This is a genomic window from Chitinophaga sp. 01L420 (assembly GCF_056399985.1).
The window spans coordinates 13,168-35,621 of the sequence record NZ_JBFTSK010000041.1; the positions used below are offsets into that span (position 1 = coordinate 13,168).

A 22,454-nucleotide genomic window follows, 5' to 3' on the forward strand; every position below is an offset into this window, starting at 1 on the left:
GGAGATCAGCGAATTAACTTTTTTGAAAAAGAACACTATAGCGGTTATTCGTTTTAGCGCACAAAGAACCTAATCTTTTTATGTGAAAAAAACACAATTAAGAAATTTTATCTCCTTACTCCAGGATAGTATTTGCAAGTATTACAGTATTTTAGCTCATTTTAATATGAAAAAATCGGACAAATCTATCCACAACATTTGTATTGCGTCAATTAAAAGAAGTACAATAAAACCATACGACTTCAGCTGCACAAGGTTTTATGAAGAACCCACTGCTTTCAAAAACGCATACCCAGAAATAGAAATCGGCTTTTCGTCCACTGAACTAGTGATTTGCTCTACTGTGGTAGATAGAAATAATTTCAGTGTATTGACTACTCAAAAGTTGATAACGAAGGAAAAGGGAATATTGCTATCGGGTAATTTAAATGGTGCTTCAGTTAAAGCGTATGGAGATTTTAAAGGATACAAAAAAGATTCTTTCACTTTTGGCATAATACATTTGGTAGACGGCAATGAGTTTAAATATTTTATAGAGACTGGTAGAGCTTCTATGGTAATGATTTATGGAGTAAAGACCAGGATTCAAGTTAACGGAATGACTGATTCTTAAGTAATCAAGGTAACAGCTATTTGGACGAGAAAAAACGATTCTTCAAGCAACCCTTCAAATTCAACGATCTGAGGGGTTTATTTTAGGGGAGTATCTTAAGAAGTAGCAAAAGCTTTGGATAACGACAGCATTCGAACTATATATACTTTGCTGAACAATGAATGGTAAGAAAGTACACATAGGTAAGAGAAATCTTCGAACTTTCAAGACCTGCTACCGGAGAGAGTCTTGAAAGATAAAGTTGAAAATGGCCGGGGTGACTGGACATGGCAAAATAACCACTGCAAGAACTCTAGGGAACGTTTTATTTGGCTTGAATATGAGAATTATTAATGCGGTTACAATAAGTCAGCTCGCAGTGCCAGACAAGGCCTTTTATATCTATGCTATGCCTGTGGTTGGAGCGTATAACCAACACCAAAATGGCGGTAATGGTTATAATGCAGGTTATCCATTTTTTGGTGAGCATACCTATTCAGGTACCGGAATTTATTCAGGATTCTTTGGTAAAAAACCTTAAATGTTCTAAATATATGAAAATATTGATGCTTATACCGCTGATTATTACTTTTTTAACCTGCAATCAGGAGAACTCAAAATTTGTACGAAAGCAGATTGACAATAAAGACATCTCTATAAAATGGTATTATTATAGTTACATTACAAACAACAGCCCTGACTTTGTAGTAGTGGAAAAAAACGGTAATAAGAAGGAGATTTATAAAGCAACTGGGGCCGTTTTGAATGTGACTCTTAAAGACCACAACATTATTTTAAGGGTTCTTGGTCCATCAAAAAGTATGGTATTTACCAAGCATGTAGATGAAGACGTATTTGGGTATAAGATTACCTTGGATACAACGGGTAATTATATGGAAAAAAGGTTAATACCTGATGCAATAAAAGAATGATGGTAGAACTGCTAATCAGGGCAATAAAAGCAGCCAGCCAGCAATGTTGTGGCTGGCTGCTTTTATTGCCATACGTTTTTGATCTTTCTATTAGGGATATTACTTCCTGTTTTACAAAATCGATCTCCATCGTTTACAACAAATAAAGGCCTAATCCATCCCATTTTTGTACTGTGGTTAAAATGTATCCCTTTGGGCTGCCACTGCTCGTGGAGTGTGAGCTTCCTAATTTTGTTGCTATGTCCAGTTGTGTGGGAGAATCAGATTTATTGTTGAGATTTGATATAAGGAGATTCTTGATAAGACATCTTTGAGCCAGGCATATGGATTAATGTTCCGGAGTTTGCAGGTACCTTTATTAACACTGATATAGGTAATACTGTTTGTGCTGTATTTGAAGATTTAAACAACGCTGAAAGCCGCTGAAAAGATCGGCCATGAGGGATACATCAACGCTATTACAACGAGATAAAAGCAAATCAATTATTCCTTTGAAAGTATTGTAGATAAAGGCTCTTTCTCCAAACAAATAGAGCCTGCGGACTTTCGGGACATGAAAACGGAATGTAGTGGGAAGTTAGAAAAACTGGAAGCAAAACGAAGCACCAATGGAGAAAGGGCTGAACAACCTTTTAAAGCTGGATTATGTGTATGAAACCGGGGATATTGAGAAGAAGCGGGAAATAATTAGTTCGATGTATTCTGAAAAATTAAGTTTTGACGGATTTATACCTCGAACTACCCGCATCAATGAAGCGGTGCGCCTCATATACTCACTGGACAAAGATTTTGGCCTAAATAAAACAGGACAAACGAGCATGAATCTCATTTGTCCTGTCAAGTTGGGGTGACTGGATTCGAACCAGCGGCCGATTATTCCCTAACCGGAGTGCATAAGATTTGCACTCCGGAAGAACAGATTAATCACGAAAGTAATTCATGATGATTTTACTAATGGTATCCGCTTTATTAAAAACCATGAGATGTCCACCGCCCTTAATGCGATAATCAGGATGCAGCAATTTGCTGGATATTACCCTGTCGGTAGTCCCATGTATTTGAATAGTTCTCTCCGGTGCCTCTTTATTATCCCAATAAGCAATTTCTTTCAATGCCCAACGAAAAAAAGAAACATCTGTATTTCTTAGCAATTCCGTTAGTGCTTTTTTATCATATGGTGACCGGGCACCAAAGTAACGATAAGTAAGAAAATTGGTGCGCTTTATCAGCGAACGGGGAATGATTCGATATATCCCCATTTTCATAAAAAAAAACTGCACTCTGTTCAGTTCACTCTTTGTTCTGACTGAAGAGATCAATACCATTTTTTCTACCCTTATCTGTTTGGATACTTCCACCGCTATTATTCCGCCAAAAGAAAGCCCGATTATATACGGATTTTCAACTGTGATGAGGCTTTTTATCCTGCCTGCATACTGCGTTAATGATTCATTCGGCAACGCAGGAATCCAGGAGATGTAAACTTTATGATAGCCGGGAAGCTTCAGGTTCATAAATATACTTGAATCTGCCCCGAGGCCACTGAAAAGATAGACCGTCTTTTGTGCTGTTTTAGCAGTATCCCCCTGGGGGCGGGCGGCCCCCAGGAAGCTACTGAACATAAATAATACTGAAAAAATCACTTTCACACTTTGCGCCATAGATTTCCTTATTTGCACGCCTCTTTTTTAAACGTAATGACCGGCGATATTAATGAAAAAAAGTCAATCGCTAAACCATAGCATTATTTAACCCGGGTTTCAAGAACCGTGCTAAAAAAGCTATAGGGGAGGCCTTAACAAAAGGATTAACAAGTGCATTAATAGCGAAAAGAGGGTGGGGGAATGGTAACATAAGTAGGGCTCATTCATGCCCGGTTGGGATGGTTCGTTGGAGAATCCGGAGCCGGGGGCTGTGAATACAGCCTTATTTTGATCGCAGCATTTGTTGTTGTTGCAGCAGCTGAAGGGCTTATCACACGCTATACAGGCTAAAACAGCCAAGGTCTGTTCTGAATCCCAGTAGATGGCCTATAAATTTCGGCCTGGCGGTCTTAATACAATGGTCAATTTTAAAATGATGCAGATGGACTTTGTTCTTAAAATCGATGATGTAAGCATTGTTTCTTTGTGTTAATACCAATTTTGATTCATCGGCATTAAACGCAAAATACTGGACGTCTTTTGAATATGCTGGTATTTCAATGCTTTGATAATTCAGTTCCGTGCCTGTTGCGACCTCAAAATAACGCATTCTCCGGTCCCTGTTTCCTTCTCTGATGGCCAGATGGGCATCCTCGTCCGTAAACGAAATCTGGTCAATTATCAGGAAATCGTTTTCGATGGTATTTAATATACTGCCATCTCCGGTGTTTATTAATTTTATTTCCCCGGTTTTGTTATGCAGCGCCAAAATGCTTCCATTCTTTGATAAAGCAGCACAAAAAGGTATAGAACCGTTTACGATCTCAATATCGAAGTCTTGTTGCAGTAAGATGTTTTTTTGGTTGTCCAGTACCTGAAAATGTTGATTAGTAGCATAAGCCGTTTTCTCCCGGGCTACCGCAATGAAACTTGCCGGTTTCCCGGTGGCTCTATSTGCCAGTTGCTTAAAAGTATTTTGTCCCAATTCGTAATCAAAAATAAAATGGTCCAGGTCTAAAAGCAAGGTATTCGTGACCGCATTATATTGAATGTCCCAGGCAAGGATGCGGGGTAACTCAATTGTTTCTTTCAGATTTCCCCTGGTATCAATCAGCGCCAGAAAATCTTTTTGGTCACTCGCTGTTTTAAACCAACCATGTTTATAGATATAAATACCATTGGGTGTATTTTCAAAAGACAGGCTGCCCGTATAACCGGTCCCGACAAAATAATGCAAGCCTGGTGCGCCTGCTGAAGGATTTTCATTTCTGAGCGTAAAACCCTTTTTAAGCATTTCCCATTCTTTCTTTTCAAAAAATGTTTTCGCTTCTTCTTTTGTTGGAAGTGCTTTTGTTGTCACTTTCGTTTTTCCACGCGCTCCATTTTCAATGACCACCTTACTATCTGAAAGTGAAATGGTAAAGATTTTATCAGTTTGTTCATCGAATAAATGATGGGTAATGGTTTTACTCATTGCTGCGTGTTTGTTTTGTTGAATTGACTAGTTCTGAGCCCTGGAAAATCTCAAAATACGCATAAAAAAGCCTGACGTTTGAAAAATTCATTTATTGTCTGAAATATTGCAGAATATACTTCTTATTTTTATCACCAGATCATTTTCTGTCAAAAGAATTGATATGACGGATTTACACAGATTTCATGAGAATAAAAACAGCCCTTCCTTATTATACCGAAATAAACGATTTTCTGGCATCTATCCCCTGGCCGGGGCGGACGGACAATCCGGACTTTTATTGTTTGCGTTTAAAAAAGCTTGAAAAGGATGTGCAGGTTTACCGGCCACCTTTTAAGCGGTCATTCTACTTCCTGGCATTGCTGTTCAATTCAGGCAGGATACAGGTGAACTATGGCGATCAAACTGTTCAGGATCCGGACTCTTATCTCGTTCTCCATTCGCCTAACCTGGTGTATAGTTTTGCGCATAACAACGGGTTAGAAGGGTATATTATTTACTTTAAGCAGGAATGCTTTTCCTTCTTTAAGCCAGATTTTCACCGGCAGTTCCCGTTATTTGATCCGTTGCACACCAACCTATTTATGTTTGACCATGCCACATTTGAACAATTAGCCCCGCATTTTGAAGCGGTGTTTAGTGCATATGAAGGGTCGGCCAAATCACAGCATATGGAAGCAAGGTTAAAACTCTTAGGGCTGCTGTATCATTTGGAGGAATTTAGTCTTGAAAAGAAAAAAGAAATCCGCCTGGCTACCACGCAGCAAATACTCCTGCGTAAATTTACCCAGTTGATCGACAATCATTATATCGATAAGCGCACGGTGCAGGAGTATGCAGATATGCTTTCTGTTACTGCTAATTATCTTTCACAATCTGTTAAGCAGGTTTCAGGTAAAAATGCACTTGCTTTTATTGCTGAACGACTGGCCACCGAGGCAAAGTCACTTATACGGTATACTGATTTTGAGATCGCCGAAATCGCCTATCAGCTCAACTTTTCAGATCCGGCCAACTTTGGCAAGTTCTTTAAAAAACAGGCTGGCCTGTCGCCTTCTGAGTTCCGGAAACGGCACAAGTGATTAAATCTACCTGTTTATCCAAGTTTTAGACCATCTCTTTTGCGATGTTCTGCTTTTCTTTGTTCCATCAAATTAAATGAACCCGGAACGGGAAATCAGGAACATGGCAACAAAAGTATTTATTAATCTTCCTGTAAAAGACCTTAATAAGTCAAAACTCTTTTTCGAGGATATCGGCTTTCACTTTAATCCGCAGTTTACGGATGCAAACGTTACCTGTATGATGATCAGTAACGGTATCTATGTGATGTTGCTCACGGAATCCTACTTTCAAAGTTTTACCGATAAAAAAATAAGCGATGCGCGGAAAGCCACTGAGGTGTTGATCACGCTGGATGCGGCTTCAAAAGAAGAGATTTCGACCCTGGTGAACAAAGCGAAGTCGTTGGGTGCAATGGTTTACCGCAAGCCTGTTGACCATGGATGGATGTATCAGCACAGTTTTGCCGATCTGGACGGTCATCAATGGGAGTTTACCTATATAGACGAAACACAATTACCCTGTTAAACAATCAAACAAATATAAACATCATGAACCATCATTCAGAGGTAGACGCTTACATCGCCAATGCAGCAGATTTTGCCAGGCCGATCCTGGCGCATTGGCGGCAGCTCATTCACAAAAACTGTCCGGATATAACGGAAGCGGTTAAATGGAGTTTTCCTCATTTTGAATATAAAGGGGATAACTTATGCGTGTTGGCAGCTTATAAGCATCATTGCTCCTTTACATTTTTAAAAGCCGAATTGATGAGTGACAGCCGTCTGAAGGCAAGTAAGGATTTAAAGCCTATCCAGCGGTTTTTAGGCAAGGTTACCAAATTAGCAGACCTGCCACCTGACAAGGAATTTGTAGCGATGCTAAAGGAGGCCATGCTACTGAATGAGAAAGGCATTAAAATAAAAAGAGAGAAGCCGGAAACAGATAAACCTAAGGTATTTGAAACTCCCGATTATTTGCAGGTGGCGTTAGATGCCAATCCCAAAGCAAAAGCGTTTTTTGAAAGCAAGTCCAATTCTTTCCGCAAGGAATACATTGTATGGATAACGGATGCAAAAACGGATGAAACACGGCAAAAAAGAATCAGCGAAGCCCTGGAGTGGATCGCAGAAGGTAAAGGCAGGTTTTGGAAGCATCAGAAATAAGTACTTGTTACCCGGTCAGCTATTGAGATATCATCCACGATTCTTTGGGCGCTCTACCTCTGAACCAGGCAGTTTAGGGAATTGGAACCGTTAATGGTTGGCAAAATAGATTAAGACGCAATTACCCCCTTGAATTGTCGCTTTAGCCCATCATGAGTTAGGAAAGGGCGGGGTACATTTGGGTAACAAAAATCTTAATTATGAGAAAGTTAATGATGAAGATGTCGATAACTGTTGACGGTTTTATTGCTGGCGTTAATGGGGAGATGGATTGGGTATTCAAGACCGGGGATGAGGCATCGAAAACCTGGGCCGTAGAGATATGCCGGACGGCAGGCCTGCATATTATGGGCAGGAAGTCGTTTCAGACTATGGCGCCTTACTGGCCGACTTCGACCGACGTTTTTGCCACGCCGATGAACGAGATACCCAAGGCCGTCTTTACCCGAAACGGATTTAAAGGCCTCGATCAGGGCCAGGCAACTAATGCAGCGCAGTCGCCCGCCGTGGCTTCCTGGGCTGAGGCGCGGATCTTCGATGGCGATCTCGCCGAAGGGATCAGGGCACTCAAAGCCGAACCGGGTAACCCGATTTTAGCACATGGCGGCTCGGAATTTATGCGTAGCCTCATCGCAACGGGTCTCATCGATGAATACCACCTGGCTATCCATCCAGTCGCATTGGGCTCAGGGCTGCCAATCTTCACCGATCTTGTAAAACCGCTTAGCCTAAAGTTGGTGGATGTAAAGGCTTTTCCGGGAGGCGTCATAGGACACACTTACCACGTATAAGCAAGCATTAAATAGCAAGTTATTTGCTTATTAATAGCCATCATTCTGCATCAGGGCGCCGGTTGTGCTCTGATGGTCAAATGGCAGCATGAAAGCATCCCACGAAAGTGCTGGCTGATGAAAGCCCAGACTGATGGCATTAAAACAATGATCCCAGCTCCAGATATTATACATCCAGTTTTTGGACATCACCATGCCATACCTGGTGATATTGCCTGCCGGTTTTATCATGCAAAACCAGTTAATATAGGCAGCCAGGCCCGCAGTTCTTTCTTCAGATTGTCCATGCTTGTTTGATAAGATTCCGTATAGGTCCTGGGAAGCCAGTCAGTTGGATATTGTTCAATCACGATATCCAACTGGTTATCCTGGGGCATTATTAAAAAGCGGCCTTTTTGATCCGTCTCTTCAAATTCTCCATGACCAGACCTGATAGTAACTACAAACTTACCGGACTTCAGTTTCCAGGTGCGGGAACTCCCGGGAGCCGGGATCGTATTGTTATGATCAAGATTGCCAGACAACAATACGCCTGGACCGCTACTTGTAATATGCAGTATTTCGGGACTTTCAAAGTAAAATGTAAGGAATCCGGACTTTGTTAACATTTTAAGCTTAAAGGGATAGCTTCATAATTTACGGGAATCTCCTGCCCATCTTCCACCAGCATTATTTTAAACACGCTGTTTGCACCCCATATGTTCTGCAATTTGGATTTCATTTGTCGGTTTTGTTCTATTTTACTATTTGCTTCAATTATACTTTTGAATAGATATTTCGAGTATGGGATATGATTGACAGTAAGGTGAAAAATGGATAGATACCAGTATGTGACCAGTAATTAATACGCAATCATCAAAAAAAAAAATTATGGGGACAAACAAAACAACGATGACAACTCAGGAAGTTGCCGCACGTTTCATTGAGCTTTTCAAGCAAGAAGGAAAAGAGTTTGAAATTCAAGACGAGCTTTTTGCAGAAAATGTAAGGAGCATAGACCCTCCAAATTCACCTTATTTAGGCTATGCAGAAGGGAAAGCTGCCGTTCGCAAAAAAGGGGAGGACTTTAAAAAACTGATAGAGGCAGTCCATAGCACTTACACAACGGACGCCGTTGCAGGTGGTGATCATTTTGCTGTGGGAAGAGAAGTGGATATTACCGTACGCGGATTGGGAAGAATACAAATTAACCAGATAATGTTGTATGAAGTGAAAGATGGAAAGATYGTATTGGAACAATTCTTTTATTAAGAGCAACTGTCTATTTTTTCTGACTTGTCTTGTGCAACGTGCGGGTTTTGTTTTTTTAGTCCGTTTGTTAATTTATCCTCCGGTATGCTACCGATAAAATACATCTGTTTTTTTTCAAAGGTCACGCCCTTTATCATAGCGCACAAGATGTATTTTATCGGTAGCATACCGGAGGATACTTATTTTATCATACTTTACCATCAAATGTTACGCAGTAGTAGGCCAATGAGTACAAACAGAAAAACCTGCAAAAGGAGGCCAGTGCGTGAGAACAGTGCCAGAACCCCTGGATTCGTTGTTACCTGCATAAATTGCTCTTTGTTCTTGCTGGCTTAATCGGGCAATAACATTTTTATCCAATGATAATTTCGGCTTTAAGCTGTTTAGTTTCTTTTTCATCTGAAAATAATAAGTGGTTAAATAATAATCAATAAGTTGGAATGACGGCTAAGAATGTAAAATTTCATCTACGCGCTCTATGGCAAATAACTAAGTGTGCTTAGCTATTAAGATGTATGCAACCGGTAAAATGCGTCTTGTGAGTTAAGATAAGGAAAAGACCTTAATATAAAAAGAGACGTAGTTTACGGGTTGTTTACACTATATTTTCCTTGTTTTTTAAGAAGTTATCAGCAAAAGACTGTCTGAAAGCCAATTTCTTTAATATTTATATTTTTCATTTGAAATTTATGGAAATCTGGCAGGACATCATCTTCTTATTAAATATTACAGTTTGGAATGCAAAGAAGAATAATAGCATTGAAATATCTACTAAATCAGTTCCAATGAGAAAAATTTTATTGATTACTTTGGGAATGAGTGCGTTTGTTTTTGCATCGTCTCAAGCGCAGCGTATTTCTCTGGCTCCTAATAGTGTCATTCCTTACCAGGTAACTGTTACGCAGTCAGAATATAAAGGCAAAAACGCGCTGGTTTTACAAATGCCGAAGACGACCAGTGACGAAAAGACACTTGCATTGCTCAAAGATGTCGATTTTCATAATGGTATCATTGAAGCAACAATTTCAGGACAACCACAGATGAATGCCGGAGAAGGCGCACGTGGGTTTATTGGGATTGCCTTTCGGGTGAGTAAGGATACCTCCAAAATGGAGCTGTTTTACATTCGTCCCACCAACGGCCGGGCAAATGACCAGGTACGGAGGAATCATTCGACTCAGTATGTTTCGTTGCCGGGCTACCCCTGGTATAGATCGCGGGAAGAAACACCAGAAAAATACGAGGCTTATGCTGATATGATGCCGGCTGAATGGGTCAGCGTGAAAATTGAAGTAAAAGATGAAACGGCCAAATTCTATATCAACGGTGCTGAACAACCTACTTTGATTGTCAATGACCTGAAGCAGGGCAAAGATTTGCGTGGAAGCGTAGGCCTTTGGATTGGTCCGGAAACGCTCGGTTATTTTACAGATGTGAGCATACATAAACTCGATTAACAATTTGGAATCAGGTAGTGCGATTGATAATTCCAGGTGATCTTATACTTAGTATAATATTTGTTATCATTGGCTATATTTATATGACGTGTGCGGGAACCGGCTACTATTCCCGTACTTTGTTGTCAAATGATTTTATATTAAGTATTATGATAGATTTATCTCATGCGGAGAAACAGATTCACTGTGTCACGAATTTTCAAGACCTTGTTTCTACGCCATTTAAAGGAGAAATGAATGCAATTTGCTGGACTCGTCAACTAACAGGTGATTTTTCTGAGATTGTTGAAAAGGTAGCGCTAAGCGGAAATATAACGGTAATTGAACAGGAAGAACTTCGTGAACTTCAGTTGAGTGAACAAGGACAACTTGCCCGTGAAATTCTTTTAAATGACTTGAAGCTATTGAAAGCTTATGGCGCATCGCCGGTTCTTAATGTGATCAAATACTATGATCGGGATGATACCTACCCGTTTTTTTCAACCGATGTTTATTCTTTTCATGTAGATCGCTCTCCCATACCAGTCGATACCTTTTTATGTACCTACTATGGCGAGTCGAGTGAAATATTGCCAAATTCACAAGGCAAAAAGAAAATACTTATTCCAGCAATACGTGATGAGCTCAAAAAACTATATCATGGAGCAGATGAAGATTTTGAATCCTTCTTAAGTGAAAATTTCTTCGATCTACATTATCAGGCTACACCTGATGCACGACCAATAAGCTTAGGCCTTGGTAATCTATGGAGGTTGGCGGTTGAGCATCCTGAAAGCCAGGTTCCCCCTTGCCTTCACCGCGCACCAAAGGAAAAACCTGGACAGAATAGGTTGTTGATGATCTGCTGAACACAAATCCTTAATATCATATAGCGCACAAACAAAACCTATCCACCTTCACTGGTCCTGGTTGGTTGGTAAATGTGCTTCGGAAATTCAGAAGGTATATACCGTACGGTGTCGCCATTGTACCAATCATCCAATCCTGTTATGCTAAGTGTTAGTTGGTATACATAATTCTTTATGTCTTCCTGGTGAACACCAAAATCCGGTAAATCGGATTGAATGGCATCCATTTCGTCCACATAGGTGTTGTGGATACGCTCCGCTTCCTGCATGGCCTCTTCCAGGGATATCTTATGCTGGTGCTTCAACACAAGGATATGATTGCAGACTTCAAATTTGTCGTCAGCGATCTCCTTCTCCAGCGTATACCAATCGTTTTGGATGGCCATGATCCTGCACAACAATGCTCTCAGACGCATGATAATGGGATGCTCGATGATGTGCTTTGGTACCATATAGTTCATGCCGGCTTCCGTCATATCTCCGTATGGATACATGGCAATAGTGTACTCTCTGAGAAATGACAATCGCAGCAGGCTGGGATAGCGGCTTTCACGACGATAGGGCGCTTCTTCCATAATGCCATAGGTTGTATAACGATACATGTGTCTGGCCAGGCGCTCGATCCATTCGTAAGGCATATAAGTAAGCCACTCATCCCTGCATTTGGCAATCTGGCGGTATAGCCCGGTGTCGGTGGGCTTCGGTGTATCTCCCAGTATCACACCTATTATCCGATCTCTTTCTATGGCTATTTTATCTATCGGCCAGCGTTCATAATAGTCATCATATAATGTAAGCCATAAGAAAAAGCGGGCAATGGGCCTTAGATGATCAATGTTGGTAGTAGTAGGGGACATCCAGGATGCGCCATTGGCCAGGTTATGCGCTTTTATTTTTTCTACCGCCTCCTTCGTCATAAACGTGTAATCTTCATCCAGCCATTGTCGTTCTTCTTCAGTAAAATAGCCGGGATGGGCCGGAGGAATGTGGGGCCAGGGATACTTAAGGGGCGGCATGTTTAATTTTCGCAGCATAGCTTTCTTTTTTAAAATTAGTAAGAGGTTGACGATTTTTATAAGATATTAATCTGGCAATATGTGAAAGGGTTTTTTAGCGTAGGGAAAGGATAGTTGAATAGAGAAAGCAGGAGCATTGCTATGGCTGTGGTATAGTTAATGTCTCCCAAAACTCTTACCATAAAAATAATTGGCATCACTGCTATTCGGCAACATGTTGGTTTGAAATTTCAGGTAAGTGCTTATGTATTACGCATAACATGTTGTGAAAACGATCATTTGATTGACAGTTTTAGCAAGAAAACATTCCTTGTTAAAGTACAGGCAGCGGCAGTGATATCGAGAATGATACAAATTGGCAATAATATGATACAAATTGATGAAGCGATTAAAGGAAGTCTCATTAACTTTTGGAAAGTTTAATCACATTAACCTTCTAAAAATTATCTTATGAAAAAATGGACTTTCCTTTTGACTGCTGCCATCATTCTTAGCTGCGGTTTTAGCATGAAAGCAAGTTCCGCATTCAGACAATCCGGACCCACACCTGGGCTGCATGCGCCAGCCCTTGCCTGGAATTTCATCTATGCCTTTGGCAACGGTCCAATACCTGGTTTAAGCTGGTCTGGCAATTATTTGTATGTTTCTTCCGGTAGTTACGTGGTATATTCTGCGAACGGATATGGATTTCTCACACCGTCTAACCCGGTTTATTGTAATGCTGCAGATAATGCAAGCACCTATGTACAGGTTTATGTAAACGGTGGGAGCGTTTCGTACTACGATTTTCAGCAACAGTAATTACAATAGAACAGCGCCTTGTTAGGCGCTTTTTTTATTCCGGTAAATTTATCCAACGGAGGTATACGAGATAATCCCGCATCTGAACAGCATTTGTTGAGATGATGAAAGCAACCAAGGCCGCATTTATGTAAATGCAGCCTTGGTTGTTTAGTCGCCTTTTCTAAACAATTATCGGGTTTATTTTGGACTGGCACTTACAAAATGGATCTGTCAGGATATTCGCGTTAGTATTTCCATTGAGTTTCTCAAGCAGATACTGATAAACTGGTAACTGGTGTGCACATCCGGGGCCGCTGATTACATTCGTATCATTTGTCGAATCAACCATGTAGGCCCTGGCTACCTGGGTATAGATGTTTTTGTTGTTTTTATCGAACCACTGTGGAAGGTTTGGAACATTATCCGGCACATTATATACCCGCTGGCTTCTGCCTATATTGCTGTTGAACGTATCGGTAAAGGTTTTATCACCTGTCATTGGCGACGCGTAAGTATAGATGCTAAGATCTATATCTTTATCCTTGCCAACGGAGACAGCGGCGGCATAATAGGTTGCCAGTGTGGCTCCCAGGCTATGGCCTGCAACCACTGTTTGTACATTCATGGCATCTGGCATAAAACTCGCCGGATTGGATGCAACAGACGTGAGAGGGGCAGATGATGGCGTATCATGGGGCAGTGCTGTGATCACGCCTGATTCAAAAAGATTGTAAAAGCCGGATGGAACCTGTGAGTTGTTGTTAAACTCATTAAAGGAAGTTGGAACGATAAATTCGTCTGAGAGAAGTTCTGATAAGGTTTCCGTACCGCGGAAGGTGATCACATAGTCTTTAGTGCTCTTATTCTGCGCTATAAAACCGTAATAGACCAGGGCGTTATTCTCCATCATCTGTATATTGTACAATAATTGGTATTGTAGGTCAAAGTTCCCGTCTACTTGTAGCTGGAAGTCCTTACTTCTTAAGACGGTCCTATACGCCAATATGGAAGGATTTTTTTGTGCTGCAGGATCTTTATTCGTTACTGCCACTTTGTAAACAAGGTCTGCCAGGTCGACCATTTTGGCATACTTGACTGCTTCTAATAGAGAAATGGATACAGGTTGAGACTGAGATTGGGTTTCCATGGAAAAATGGTTTTGAGGGTGAAGATTTAATTGGTTATTGAGGTACTAAAATACGCTGTTGTTTTTAGTATGGAGTCCAAATTAATAAATTTTTTCCTTTTCCAACAAAATAATATTTCAATCTGGTATCAATATATTCGCCCATTTATCTATCAAGTTCGGTGACCGTCTAAAACTAAATTTGTAAAAAATAAAATTTTGACACAGCTTAATCTACACTCCCATTTACTTCCGATAGTACTGTTATTACTTCTCGTATACTTCTCCAGTACTTAGGATTCGTCTATCTATTACATTCCCATTATATTTCTATTACTGTTCCACTGGACTCTTACTACTGTTACATTACTCTGTTACTACACTGTTACTACACTCTATCTGATCAGATGAAAACGCTTAAAAGGCATGGCGTTATAAATTGCCTCTCTTTAATCGAAAAAATTATAAGCTATGAGTAAACAAGATGGAGTGTTCCAGTTTAACGGAGTATCAGATGGAACGGATTTCCAAAGATCCTGCATTCCAACGTACACGGGAAAATGGCCGGTAATAGAAGGCCGGGTGCGAAGAACTACACGGATTTGGTTGGGGTACATTCCAATGAGTGCGATCATTTAAGGGTTAAAAATCGGGATTGTATACTGTTGCAAATACTACTAATAATATATATAGCAAGCCACGCCCTGGTTGACAAATCCTTTAAAATTAGCGCTCATAGCAGTAGTATCGACGGTGTAATAATGCGCGCCCCTCGTCTTATTAAAATATTCATACAAGGCGCGTGTGCCTGCGGGGCGGATACCGGATGTCGGACTATACACCAGCCCTACTGACTTTTCGTATACATAACCTACTTGCTGCGTTAAATTGCTGGTCGTATAATACCGGTCAATAGTGTTCAGTGAACGGTAGCTATACAATGGCACAGCGCCCGAAAATGCGCCGGAAACAACATAGCCGGCAGTGCCCTCAAAGCTGACAGTATCTTTTCCGGGGCCATATTCCATAGTGTTAGTGGTGTAGTAGTAATATTCAGCGCCGGAAGAAGGTGTAACGATCCGGTAACGGAAGAAGGAGCGGAGGCCCGGTGCAGAAGGATAGGTCTGCCTGAAAGCCACAATATCAAAGAAGCTGAACCCGTTCCATTCCGGTATAGGTAAACGCAGGGCATTCATCACAGAAGCGGAATCGACGCCGGGCGTTCCGGGGATAACGACCACCCCGCCCGGACCGGAATAGTTAGTATCCCGGAAACCGAAACAATGGCCTAATTCATGGGCAATGACAAGTGTTTTTTGACGGTCGTTCAGCACAGCTGCCAGGTTGATCCTTATGCCAGGGCCGCAGCTGCCGTTTGAGGTTGGAAAACTGGAAGTAGAGACGGCCTGGGAGCTCGTGTCACGAAAGGAGCTGATTACCAAACGGGCATTTGCAGCGGTGGACACACGCATGATCTTAATCCGGCAACCCACAGCATTCCAGGCCTGGATCGCCTGGTTAATGGGCGCTTGCCAGGCAGACGGTAAGGCGCTTACATAAATAGTGATACCAGGGGCCACCGAATCGGCCACGCGAAAGGTACTGACGATCTGCTCTGTATGCACATCCCGGGCCGCAGCCTGCGGCGACAACGATTGCACTACATCCTTACGGCAGGAGAACAGGAAAAGGTTCAGCAATAAAAAAGCATATGCGGATAACCGCAGCGGTTGGATAGAAGTGGGTTCCATGGGCTTCAATCATTAAGGGTTTATAAGTTGGGATAACTACCTTAAAGATAGGACAGTATAGGTTGCTATGGATATTCATTTTAGTTATTTTAACGCCGGATCTACCCCTGCCGGCATACCCCTCAGTATATCAATTTATTAGAGCATGAAAAAATATGTTGCCATCTCCTTTTGTTCCCGCTCCTGTTTCTTTTTTCAAATAAATTATTAGCAATGAAATAATAACCTATTACTATTGGATTAAGTAATAGGTTATTATTTCACTGTTGTCTTATCTGGTTGTCTGCCGATTTATTTCGCGTCCATTAAAGCTGGTAATGGTATTTCCATCATAACGATATACCCCATCAACAGCGCCAAACCAAATATTTCCATCGTTAGCTTCTAAAATCCCAAAAAACATTGGTTTATTTGTTATTTCGGTTACCGTTGGCTTTTTAGGTAAGGAATTTCCGTCATACCGTGAAAGCGCCCAGGCCTGCTTAGACAAGGACTGTCCGTCATACCGGGAAAGTACCGAAGCCAGGCTAATATCCCTTTCTGAACTAGTCCAGATATTGCCTTTTTTATCCTCGATGATATAACCAACAAACTTCTGGGTAAAATAGGAAAATGCACTGCCGTCATAGCGCCAAAGACCATCATTACCTCCCAGCCAGATATTGCCTTTTTTATCTTCGATTATAGAACGAACATTCTTAAAAGGTTTGTTCTCATGGGTGAAAACGGTAAATGTTTTTCCATCATACACGAAGGTATTGCCTCTTGTAGCAAACCAAAACTTATCTGTTTTGTCTTCAATAATAGCAGTAACTTCATAAGGGGGTCTATCCGGAAAAGTTTTCCCTGTCCGATCTTCATTCATCGCATCTCCATTGATGATATAATTCCGAAAAGTTTTCCCATCGTAACGGCTTGCTCCTCCAAAAACACCGAACCAGATATTGCCTTTTTTATCTTCATAAATACTACCAACATCATTATTAAGAAGTCCATCCCTGGTGGTGAAATTTTGAAAGGATTTGCCATCATAATAATAAACACCTGAACCAATAGAGCCGAACCACAAGTTGCCTTTGCTATCTTCTAAAATAGAAAAGAAGCGGGCCGAACTCACTTTACTGGTAATATTGGTAAAAGACTTTCCATCGTATCGAAAAATACCATCAAATGCAGCCATCCAAATGTTACCCTTTCTATCTTGTATGATATTTCGGGTGATCGATTTAGGTCCGTCGGAGGTAATTACCGCGCTGTTTTCGGACTTGGTATTTTCTTTTGGGAGGTCTGTTTTCTTTTGTCCTTTGCAGGAAGTGTTAAAAACAAACATCAAGAATAATGCATAAACGTGTGCGTATTTCATAATTTATTTTAATTGCTTAAGAGTTTCGACTAACCTAAAATCGCTTGTATGGATTTCAGCTATTTATTTTTTTGCTACGATCTTAATATGGAATTCAATGGAATCGGACATAGCCTGATCGGCTAAATTGGCATAGAACTTTCCTGATTTATATCGGACATCCCATAATGTTCGATCAATGACCAGCCTGGCATCTGCTTTGATAATTCCGTCCTTCACTTCCATTTCGGCTGGAAAAGTAACTGGGTGCGTGATGCCTTTAATGGTTAGGTTCCCTGTAACGTTTTTATTCTCACCATCTATCGATGCAATCCTGGTAATGGCGATTGTAGAAAAGGGGAATTTTTTAACTTCAAAAAAATCAGGATCTTTTAAGTGATGAACAAGTTTATTATCACTCCCATGGTTTTTATCTTCAATTGTATTCATGTCTACTTCAACTGTACCACCCATAAGTTGACCGTTTTCAATCATCAGTTCTCCTTTTGAGATATAGACGAACCCTGTATGACTGTTTGAACCAATTAGATTTGCACCTTTCCATGTTACAACACTTTCCTTTGTATCTACTATAGCATATTTTTCATTCCCAACATGTAAGGATAAGGAGCTTGCCGATGCGTTAGTTTTATTTTCCTCTTTTACAGGTCCACGGCAACCGAAGAACGAAGAAGCAATAATTAAAATTAAGTACGTGATTGATAGGTTGTTGTTCATACTAAGGAATTAATATTGATTAATAATAATTGACAGATGATTTTTAAATCAGCAATACAGATTATTGCTGCCCCTCTTTACTTTTAAAGTCAGTGATGGTCTTTCCATCATAACGATACACTCCATTCATGGATCCAAACCAAATACTTCCATCGTTAGCTTCCAACATCCCACAAAGTGCTCCCGTTCCTCCGGTTGATGATTGATATTCCACTTTTGGCGGTCAATAGTCATGTTTGCCGTAGCTATAATCGTATTGCCGTTCTGTCTCATTGTAGGTATAAATTGAACTGCTTCCCTTTGTCCTTTGATGGTAAGCTTATCGAAAACCGGGAAGATAGCAGGGGGGGCCGGGAGTATCTGGCTAATCAAATGTCTCGGGTTGGCCTACAGCCCTGGCGTCATATTTTTGCTGAGCCTGTGCGGGAAAATAAATTACTCCTGCTGCCGGCATCATAATCAGGCTGTACAAAACGGTTCTTTTATTTTTCATATCATATCAAAGTTGATGCAACGAAATTACTTTGATATCTTTGAGCCAGAGGGGTTAGGATTGTAAATAGAAATGTAAACTTTGTAAATAAATCGCAATATTATGTTTGAAAGCCAAAAACTGCTTGAGGGGAAAGGCAAGTACCTGTACGGACTGACGCTGCTGCTGCTTACCTCCTTAATCTGCCTGGCTTTCAGTATGAAGGGAAGTGACGACTTTGATATCGCAAGAAGAGAGGTTTTGCTCCGCAGGATCGGACATGAATTACTCTTACAGTCGGGCGACAGTACTTCAAGGGTGCTCCCGGTAGAAAAGATCGCTGAAAATGAATACCAAATCAGGTTTGAGAATGAACTAACTTTTCAATCGGACTTCCTGGTGAATACCACCCGGCGTTTGTTGGCCCAAGACCCGCTCGCACGTGATTACGTTGTTAACGTTCTGAACTGTAGCAACTCCAGTGTAGCCTATGGATATGCTATATCCAGGAATATAAAAGATGATATTGTAGCATGCATAGGAAGAAAGCAACCCAGTGCATGTTACATGATCAATGTTAAATTCAAACCGACAGGTATAAATACTGCAAAGAATGGATATCTTCTGGGCAGCCTGCCACTTTTCGCATTTGTTGGTTTCATTTTTCTGAGATCTGTTAAGCCACGGAAAGCCCTACCTAAAGGTGAGGGTACTAATAAGCCACCAAGCGCCTTACCTAGCGATCAGGGTACCAGGATACTCACTTTTGGCTCGGTCTTGTTTGATGCGGAGAAGCGGCAGCTGATAATAAATGAAAAGAGCATAGACCTGACTGGAACCGAAACACGTCTACTGCTCATTTTCGCGATGTCTCCTAATGAGACTATAGAGAGAAGCCGGCTACAGAAAGAGATATGGGAAGATGAAGGTGTTATTGTGGGGCGTAGTCTGGATATGTTCATATCAAAACTTAGAAAAAAACTGGAGTTTGATCCGAATACCAAAATTGTTGTTATACGCGGCAAAGGATATAAGCTTGAAATTAGCGCTTAAGAAAACTGATCTTTTAGATGTCAATTTGGCATTGTAAGACTTTATCGTGAACTACTAATACTGTATCATTTAGCAATTATCCTTACTGTAGATTGAACCCAAAACAACGCTTTCCGAGCGGCAACGAAATTATTTTTTTATAAGTGTGTCTGCCAGATTGATAGTTTGGTACTGTTGTTTAATAAACCCTTCAAGTTGTCTTGTGGTTGGTAAGTTATCCTGTTGGTATTTTTCAATCACAGGTAAGGTCCTTACAATTTTTAAAGCTGTATGAAGGTCTGAAATTCTAATTTCGTTTACTGCAAGGGTTTTCAGCAATTCGTTGTGTTTGGCAATTCGTGAATTATATTTTGTCAGGCTACTGGCAATTAAAAGTTTCATTTTGTCTCTCAATAATGAATCTTCAATTTCTGAAACATTGCTGTCTATTGATCTGAAGTATGATTGTATTTTCCCGTTAAACTTGTTAAATAATTCAATTGAGTCGTTCTTACTGCTATTGAGATCATTAATTTTTACTTCCAGTCTTTTTAACTCAACGTCCTTACTGACAAGCTCACTATAAAGGCTTTCAAGTAAATCCTCTGAACGTCGTCCTTTCGAAACAATATCCAAAGAATTATTGTCCTCCAATGCTTTTGGCGTTTCTTGTTGGGGCTTGTCCTGCATACGGTTGTTTTGACAGGAAGCAAGTATAAATACTAAAATTGCCGATAAGAATATTTTTGTCGTCATACAGAATAGTAAGGGTTTAGTGTCTGGAGCCACATGGGCTTCGCAACGTACAATTGCAATTTAGTTCAAAAGTTTAACAGGTGTAGCGGTTTAAATAGAGAAGCCATTAACTTGTAAGTATTCCCAAACAGGAGCATTGTCAGGTGGGAGCCTCGGATTTTTCCACAAATAAGATAATAGACTGGATAGAAGATATTTTAGTGTAGACAATAAATTAAAGTGCTTCAGGTGCATAGAGACAGGCAGGTGATCCTACCGTTTGCAGTACTTGGGAATATTACTTAATATTGTACGATGCAATCCCAGGTGGGAATGCATGGTATTGATAACCTGTATTGTCTGAAAAAATAGCATATGTATCATATAGAAATACAATCTCCATTTACCCGCCGCCCTGATGTTTATCCTGACTGCAATAACCAAAAAGCGATTGACTTGTACCAGAAGATCGATTGGGGAGGCCTTTATCAACAGATCGAAGACACCGGAAGTAGCCCTGAAAGTCCGTTTTACTTTTTTGAAATAAACCGGCAAAATCACCTCGGTGAAAAAGAGACACTTTGTATTTCCGTATATAGGAAGGATCTTGTTAGCATAGAATATTTGCGGCCAAAGATGGAACGTGTAGGATTTTTTAAAAAGAAAGATGTGCTCAATCCCGCATTTGCTACCCAAATGGATGCCATGGACACCACTTTTGCATTTTCCTGTCTGCAGGCTTTTATTAAAGGAGATACCGGCTACTTGGAGCAGCATATGTATAACAAGGAGGAGGATCAATAAGCGCTCCGAAGGGCCTTCATGTATCGGAAAGTTGTCATGACCGGAAAAATTGACACGATTCCTCAGCCGCCATTAAATAATTTATCCTGCTAATAGACAGCATTTCAGAAAGAAATAAAAACAAGCAAGGCAGCAGCAATGCTGCCTTGTTCAATATTTTCGGGATGCCTGTAGTCTTCCTCTTTTTACCGGGTTGTATCTATTTTTTGCAATGTTATTTTCATGGAATCATTCCCCAGCATTCCAGCCAGTGCTAAATTTCCTGTTGCATTAACCGGAGAGATGATACCCTTGAAGAGAGGCATTCCCTCCGGAGCATACCATTTTATTTCCAGATCATTATTCTTTTTTTTATAATTTCCGTACCATCTCCTGGCTACAGTATTGAATTCAAAGACACATCCGTTTTTAATATCAAAGTATACCACTGTAAGTACACTATCTGCACAACCGGTACGACTAACCACCTGCTGATTAACCGTTATCTGTGTCACTTTGTATTTACCCTTGAGCTGTGGATCTTTATCTGGTTTGCCGCGTAGGGTAATTAATAGCACGGGGATATAAATAATAGAAAGACGTAGTGTTGTTTTTAAATATTTAGGAAGATGAAGCCTGGGTAGCTGATCTTTTGCGGCAAAGAAGATTTCTTTTAAACGGTCAAATTCTATGAACAGAAAATACAAACAGCCTGACAACATAATAGCTGCGTGCACGACCACGCTCGTACCGATTTGATAAAAAATATCCATCAGTAAGATGTTTACCAGTATAGGTAACAGGATAAAAACAGCTGCCAGTCTTGTTCGGTGAAATAATAGCAACGTAGCTCCCATTATTTGAGATGCTGCAATAATACAGCCCAAAGGATAGGAGTAACTGAAAAAATACCAGAACAGGTCTTGCGATGAAAAATTACTGTAAGGAAGATCCAGTTTGCTTGCCGGAACTACAAATTGCGAATGAAAAATCTTTTCCCATCCAAATGTTGCCAGGTCATATGCTACACCATAGCGTATGATGCCTTGCCAGAAGGCAAGGGTAGCAGGATTATTTGTTTTTCGAGTTTGCCATATTACAGCGTAAATAATGGCAGCAACCAGCATAAGCGTTGGAACGTTAACTATAAGCCGGACAGGCAATATTGTTCTGAAGAATGTAAAACCTGTACGTAACGTAGTGGCTCCAATTACCAATCCCGCGAGGGTACAGACAATGAGTTTTTGGGAGAACTTGATTTTTTGCATTTAATGCTAAATTGGTTGATAGGTATAAAGTACATAATAAGATTCATGAAAATAAATTTTCCATATACCACTTGCAATACGACACCGTTGGACAAGGATTTGGGCCTAAATAAAAACAGGACAAACGAGCATGAATCTCATTTGTCCTGTCAAGTCGCCCTGCCTGTACAAATTTCGAACTTATTTTTAATG

Annotated in this window: 27 protein-coding genes; 14 read left to right on the plus strand and 13 right to left on the minus strand. The window is 40.6% G+C overall.

The window, feature by feature from the left end; translation table 11 throughout:
- The first annotated feature begins 82 nt into the window (after positions 1 to 82).
- From AC1DP6_RS28315 to AC1DP6_RS28325, 3 genes are all read left to right on the plus strand, one after another.
- A complete protein-coding gene (locus AC1DP6_RS28315; RefSeq protein WP_477057877.1) occupies positions 83 to 613 on the plus strand; it encodes a hypothetical protein in 531 nt (176 codons plus the stop codon).
- A gap of 319 nt (positions 614 to 932) precedes the next feature.
- On the plus strand, positions 933 to 1,133 hold the full coding sequence (locus tag AC1DP6_RS28320; RefSeq protein WP_477057878.1) for a hypothetical protein: 201 nt from the start codon (positions 933 to 935) through the stop codon (positions 1,131 to 1,133).
- 13 nt (positions 1,134 to 1,146) lie between these two features.
- Positions 1,147 to 1,524, plus strand: coding sequence for a hypothetical protein (locus AC1DP6_RS28325; protein WP_477057879.1), 378 nt, complete (start codon positions 1,147 to 1,149; stop codon positions 1,522 to 1,524).
- A 237-nt stretch (positions 1,525 to 1,761) separates the two neighbouring features.
- Here the strand turns inward: AC1DP6_RS28325 and AC1DP6_RS28330 are convergent, their stop codons facing one another.
- Positions 1,762 to 1,926 carry a transposase domain-containing protein gene (locus AC1DP6_RS28330; protein ID WP_477057939.1) on the minus strand — a complete coding sequence of 55 codons (165 nt, stop codon included), beginning with the start codon at positions 1,924 to 1,926 and terminating at the stop codon, positions 1,762 to 1,764.
- A 206-nt stretch (positions 1,927 to 2,132) separates the two neighbouring features.
- On the opposite strand from AC1DP6_RS28330, the gene AC1DP6_RS28335 reads away from it, so the two are divergent.
- On the plus strand, positions 2,133 to 2,375 hold the full coding sequence (locus AC1DP6_RS28335; protein WP_477057880.1) for a hypothetical protein: 243 nt from the start codon (positions 2,133 to 2,135) through the stop codon (positions 2,373 to 2,375).
- A gap of 69 nt (positions 2,376 to 2,444) precedes the next feature.
- Here the strand turns inward: AC1DP6_RS28335 and AC1DP6_RS28340 are convergent, their stop codons facing one another.
- Both AC1DP6_RS28340 and AC1DP6_RS28345 read right to left on the minus strand, forming a co-directional pair.
- Positions 2,445 to 3,203 (minus strand): alpha/beta fold hydrolase, encoded by a 759-nt coding sequence (locus tag AC1DP6_RS28340; RefSeq protein WP_477057881.1) that lies wholly within the window; start codon positions 3,201 to 3,203, stop codon positions 2,445 to 2,447.
- 295 nt (positions 3,204 to 3,498) lie between these two features.
- The gene (locus tag AC1DP6_RS28345) at positions 3,499 to 4,641 is read right to left on the minus strand and encodes a hypothetical protein (RefSeq protein ID WP_477057882.1); all 1,143 of its coding nucleotides are present in this window, start codon (positions 4,639 to 4,641) and stop codon (positions 3,499 to 3,501) included.
- 185 nt (positions 4,642 to 4,826) lie between these two features.
- On the opposite strand from AC1DP6_RS28345, the gene AC1DP6_RS28350 reads away from it, so the two are divergent.
- From AC1DP6_RS28350 to AC1DP6_RS28365, 4 genes are all read left to right on the plus strand, one after another.
- Positions 4,827 to 5,723 (plus strand): helix-turn-helix domain-containing protein, encoded by an 897-nt coding sequence (locus tag AC1DP6_RS28350; protein ID WP_477057883.1) that lies wholly within the window; start codon positions 4,827 to 4,829, stop codon positions 5,721 to 5,723.
- Positions 5,724 to 5,826: 103 nt separating this feature from the next.
- Complete coding sequence (locus AC1DP6_RS28355) at positions 5,827 to 6,231, plus strand: VOC family protein (protein ID WP_477057884.1); 405 nt, start codon at positions 5,827 to 5,829, stop codon at positions 6,229 to 6,231.
- 23 nt (positions 6,232 to 6,254) lie between these two features.
- Positions 6,255 to 6,869 carry a YdeI/OmpD-associated family protein gene (locus AC1DP6_RS28360; RefSeq protein ID WP_477057885.1) on the plus strand — a complete coding sequence of 205 codons (615 nt, stop codon included), beginning with the start codon at positions 6,255 to 6,257 and terminating at the stop codon, positions 6,867 to 6,869.
- 200 nt (positions 6,870 to 7,069) lie between these two features.
- On the plus strand, positions 7,070 to 7,660 hold the full coding sequence (locus AC1DP6_RS28365) for a dihydrofolate reductase family protein (protein WP_477057886.1): 591 nt from the start codon (positions 7,070 to 7,072) through the stop codon (positions 7,658 to 7,660).
- 30 nt (positions 7,661 to 7,690) lie between these two features.
- On the opposite strand, the gene AC1DP6_RS28370 is transcribed toward AC1DP6_RS28365, so the two are convergent.
- Together AC1DP6_RS28370 and AC1DP6_RS28375 are read right to left on the minus strand one after the other, a co-directional pair.
- Complete coding sequence (locus AC1DP6_RS28370) at positions 7,691 to 7,891, minus strand: hypothetical protein (RefSeq protein WP_477057887.1); 201 nt, start codon at positions 7,889 to 7,891, stop codon at positions 7,691 to 7,693.
- Positions 7,888 to 8,268 carry a hypothetical protein gene (locus tag AC1DP6_RS28375; protein ID WP_477057888.1) on the minus strand — a complete coding sequence of 127 codons (381 nt, stop codon included), beginning with the start codon at positions 8,266 to 8,268 and terminating at the stop codon, positions 7,888 to 7,890. Before AC1DP6_RS28375 ends, AC1DP6_RS28370 begins: the two co-directional genes overlap by 4 nt.
- A 262-nt stretch (positions 8,269 to 8,530) precedes the next feature.
- Here AC1DP6_RS28375 and AC1DP6_RS28380 point away from each other — a divergent pair, with 262 nt between their 5' ends.
- Complete coding sequence (locus tag AC1DP6_RS28380) at positions 8,531 to 8,911, plus strand: SnoaL-like domain-containing protein (protein WP_477057889.1); 381 nt, start codon at positions 8,531 to 8,533, stop codon at positions 8,909 to 8,911.
- Between the two features lie 207 nt (positions 8,912 to 9,118).
- Here the strand turns inward: AC1DP6_RS28380 and AC1DP6_RS28385 are convergent, their stop codons facing one another.
- Complete coding sequence (locus AC1DP6_RS28385; protein ID WP_477057890.1) at positions 9,119 to 9,310, minus strand: class I lanthipeptide; 192 nt, start codon at positions 9,308 to 9,310, stop codon at positions 9,119 to 9,121.
- A gap of 290 nt (positions 9,311 to 9,600) precedes the next feature.
- Here AC1DP6_RS28385 and AC1DP6_RS28390 point away from each other — a divergent pair, with 290 nt between their 5' ends.
- Positions 9,601 to 10,368, plus strand: a complete 768-nt coding sequence (locus AC1DP6_RS28390; RefSeq protein WP_477057891.1) for a hypothetical protein — start codon at positions 9,601 to 9,603, stop codon at positions 10,366 to 10,368.
- 149 nt (positions 10,369 to 10,517) lie between these two features.
- Positions 10,518 to 11,216, plus strand: coding sequence for a hypothetical protein (locus AC1DP6_RS28395; RefSeq protein ID WP_477057892.1), 699 nt, complete (start codon positions 10,518 to 10,520; stop codon positions 11,214 to 11,216).
- Between the two features lie 38 nt (positions 11,217 to 11,254).
- Here the strand turns inward: AC1DP6_RS28395 and AC1DP6_RS28400 are convergent, their stop codons facing one another.
- Complete coding sequence (locus tag AC1DP6_RS28400; RefSeq protein ID WP_477057893.1) at positions 11,255 to 12,250, minus strand: terpene synthase family protein; 996 nt, start codon at positions 12,248 to 12,250, stop codon at positions 11,255 to 11,257.
- A gap of 432 nt (positions 12,251 to 12,682) precedes the next feature.
- Between AC1DP6_RS28400 and AC1DP6_RS28405 the strand changes: the two genes are divergently transcribed.
- Positions 12,683 to 13,033, plus strand: coding sequence for a hypothetical protein (locus AC1DP6_RS28405; RefSeq protein WP_477057894.1), 351 nt, complete (start codon positions 12,683 to 12,685; stop codon positions 13,031 to 13,033).
- 163 nt (positions 13,034 to 13,196) lie between these two features.
- Here AC1DP6_RS28405 and AC1DP6_RS28410 read toward each other — a convergent pair whose 3' ends face one another.
- The 4 genes from AC1DP6_RS28410 to AC1DP6_RS28425 all read right to left on the minus strand — a co-directional run bounded on the left by AC1DP6_RS28410 (position 13,197) and on the right by AC1DP6_RS28425 (position 17,972).
- The gene (locus AC1DP6_RS28410) at positions 13,197 to 14,162 is read right to left on the minus strand and encodes a lipase family protein (RefSeq protein WP_477057895.1); all 966 of its coding nucleotides are present in this window, start codon (positions 14,160 to 14,162) and stop codon (positions 13,197 to 13,199) included.
- Positions 14,163 to 14,818: 656 nt separating this feature from the next.
- Positions 14,819 to 15,892 (minus strand): M57 family metalloprotease, encoded by a 1,074-nt coding sequence (locus AC1DP6_RS28415; RefSeq protein ID WP_477057896.1) that lies wholly within the window; start codon positions 15,890 to 15,892, stop codon positions 14,819 to 14,821.
- A 271-nt stretch (positions 15,893 to 16,163) separates the two neighbouring features.
- Entirely contained in the window at positions 16,164 to 17,255 is a 1,092-nt protein-coding gene (locus tag AC1DP6_RS28420; protein WP_477057897.1) for a ligand-binding sensor domain-containing protein, read from the minus strand.
- A gap of 63 nt (positions 17,256 to 17,318) precedes the next feature.
- Positions 17,319 to 17,972 (minus strand): YceI family protein, encoded by a 654-nt coding sequence (locus AC1DP6_RS28425; RefSeq protein ID WP_477057898.1) that lies wholly within the window; start codon positions 17,970 to 17,972, stop codon positions 17,319 to 17,321.
- A 595-nt stretch (positions 17,973 to 18,567) separates the two neighbouring features.
- Here AC1DP6_RS28425 and AC1DP6_RS28430 point away from each other — a divergent pair.
- Positions 18,568 to 19,497: a winged helix-turn-helix domain-containing protein gene (locus AC1DP6_RS28430; protein ID WP_477057899.1), complete on the plus strand. Its 930-nt coding sequence runs from the start codon at positions 18,568 to 18,570 to the stop codon at positions 19,495 to 19,497.
- A 129-nt stretch (positions 19,498 to 19,626) separates the two neighbouring features.
- Here AC1DP6_RS28430 and AC1DP6_RS28435 read toward each other — a convergent pair whose 3' ends face one another.
- Entirely contained in the window at positions 19,627 to 20,232 is a 606-nt protein-coding gene (locus tag AC1DP6_RS28435; protein WP_477057900.1) for a hypothetical protein, read from the minus strand.
- Between the two features lie 354 nt (positions 20,233 to 20,586).
- Between AC1DP6_RS28435 and AC1DP6_RS28440 the strand changes: the two genes are divergently transcribed.
- Positions 20,587 to 21,015: a hypothetical protein gene (locus AC1DP6_RS28440; protein WP_477057901.1), complete on the plus strand. Its 429-nt coding sequence runs from the start codon at positions 20,587 to 20,589 to the stop codon at positions 21,013 to 21,015.
- A gap of 185 nt (positions 21,016 to 21,200) precedes the next feature.
- Here the strand turns inward: AC1DP6_RS28440 and AC1DP6_RS28445 are convergent, their stop codons facing one another.
- Positions 21,201 to 22,262, minus strand: coding sequence for a hypothetical protein (locus AC1DP6_RS28445; protein WP_477057902.1), 1,062 nt, complete (start codon positions 22,260 to 22,262; stop codon positions 21,201 to 21,203).
- Positions 22,263 to 22,454: the final 192 nt, after the last annotated feature.

Coding starts and splice junctions, on each gene's coding strand:
- AC1DP6_RS28320 (WP_477057878.1), top strand. CDS start 933: ATGAGAATTATTAATGCGGTTACAATAAGTCAGCTCGCAGTGCCAGAC.
- AC1DP6_RS28325 (WP_477057879.1), top strand. CDS start 1,147: ATGAAAATATTGATGCTTATACCGCTGATTATTACTTTTTTAACCTGC.
- AC1DP6_RS28335 (WP_477057880.1), top strand. CDS start 2,133: ATGGAGAAAGGGCTGAACAACCTTTTAAAGCTGGATTATGTGTATGAA.
- AC1DP6_RS28350 (WP_477057883.1), top strand. CDS start 4,827: ATGAGAATAAAAACAGCCCTTCCTTATTATACCGAAATAAACGATTTT.
- AC1DP6_RS28355 (WP_477057884.1), top strand. CDS start 5,827: ATGGCAACAAAAGTATTTATTAATCTTCCTGTAAAAGACCTTAATAAG.
- AC1DP6_RS28360 (WP_477057885.1), top strand. CDS start 6,255: ATGAACCATCATTCAGAGGTAGACGCTTACATCGCCAATGCAGCAGAT.
- AC1DP6_RS28365 (WP_477057886.1), top strand. CDS start 7,070: ATGAGAAAGTTAATGATGAAGATGTCGATAACTGTTGACGGTTTTATT.
- AC1DP6_RS28370 (WP_477057887.1), bottom strand. CDS start 7,891: ATGATAAAACCGGCAGGCAATATCACCAGGTATGGCATGGTGATGTCC.
- AC1DP6_RS28375 (WP_477057888.1), bottom strand. CDS start 8,268: ATGTTAACAAAGTCCGGATTCCTTACATTTTACTTTGAAAGTCCCGAA.
- AC1DP6_RS28385 (WP_477057890.1), bottom strand. CDS start 9,310: ATGAAAAAGAAACTAAACAGCTTAAAGCCGAAATTATCATTGGATAAA.
- AC1DP6_RS28390 (WP_477057891.1), top strand. CDS start 9,601: ATGGAAATCTGGCAGGACATCATCTTCTTATTAAATATTACAGTTTGG.
- AC1DP6_RS28395 (WP_477057892.1), top strand. CDS start 10,518: ATGATAGATTTATCTCATGCGGAGAAACAGATTCACTGTGTCACGAAT.
- AC1DP6_RS28400 (WP_477057893.1), bottom strand. CDS start 12,250: ATGCTGCGAAAATTAAACATGCCGCCCCTTAAGTATCCCTGGCCCCAC.
- AC1DP6_RS28405 (WP_477057894.1), top strand. CDS start 12,683: ATGAAAAAATGGACTTTCCTTTTGACTGCTGCCATCATTCTTAGCTGC.
- AC1DP6_RS28410 (WP_477057895.1), bottom strand. CDS start 14,162: ATGGAAACCCAATCTCAGTCTCAACCTGTATCCATTTCTCTATTAGAA.
- AC1DP6_RS28415 (WP_477057896.1), bottom strand. CDS start 15,892: ATGGAACCCACTTCTATCCAACCGCTGCGGTTATCCGCATATGCTTTT.
- AC1DP6_RS28420 (WP_477057897.1), bottom strand. CDS start 17,255: ATGAAATACGCACACGTTTATGCATTATTCTTGATGTTTGTTTTTAAC.
- AC1DP6_RS28425 (WP_477057898.1), bottom strand. CDS start 17,972: ATGAACAACAACCTATCAATCACGTACTTAATTTTAATTATTGCTTCT.
- AC1DP6_RS28430 (WP_477057899.1), top strand. CDS start 18,568: ATGTTTGAAAGCCAAAAACTGCTTGAGGGGAAAGGCAAGTACCTGTAC.
- AC1DP6_RS28435 (WP_477057900.1), bottom strand. CDS start 20,232: ATGACGACAAAAATATTCTTATCGGCAATTTTAGTATTTATACTTGCT.
- AC1DP6_RS28440 (WP_477057901.1), top strand. CDS start 20,587: ATGTATCATATAGAAATACAATCTCCATTTACCCGCCGCCCTGATGTT.
- AC1DP6_RS28445 (WP_477057902.1), bottom strand. CDS start 22,262: ATGCAAAAAATCAAGTTCTCCCAAAAACTCATTGTCTGTACCCTCGCG.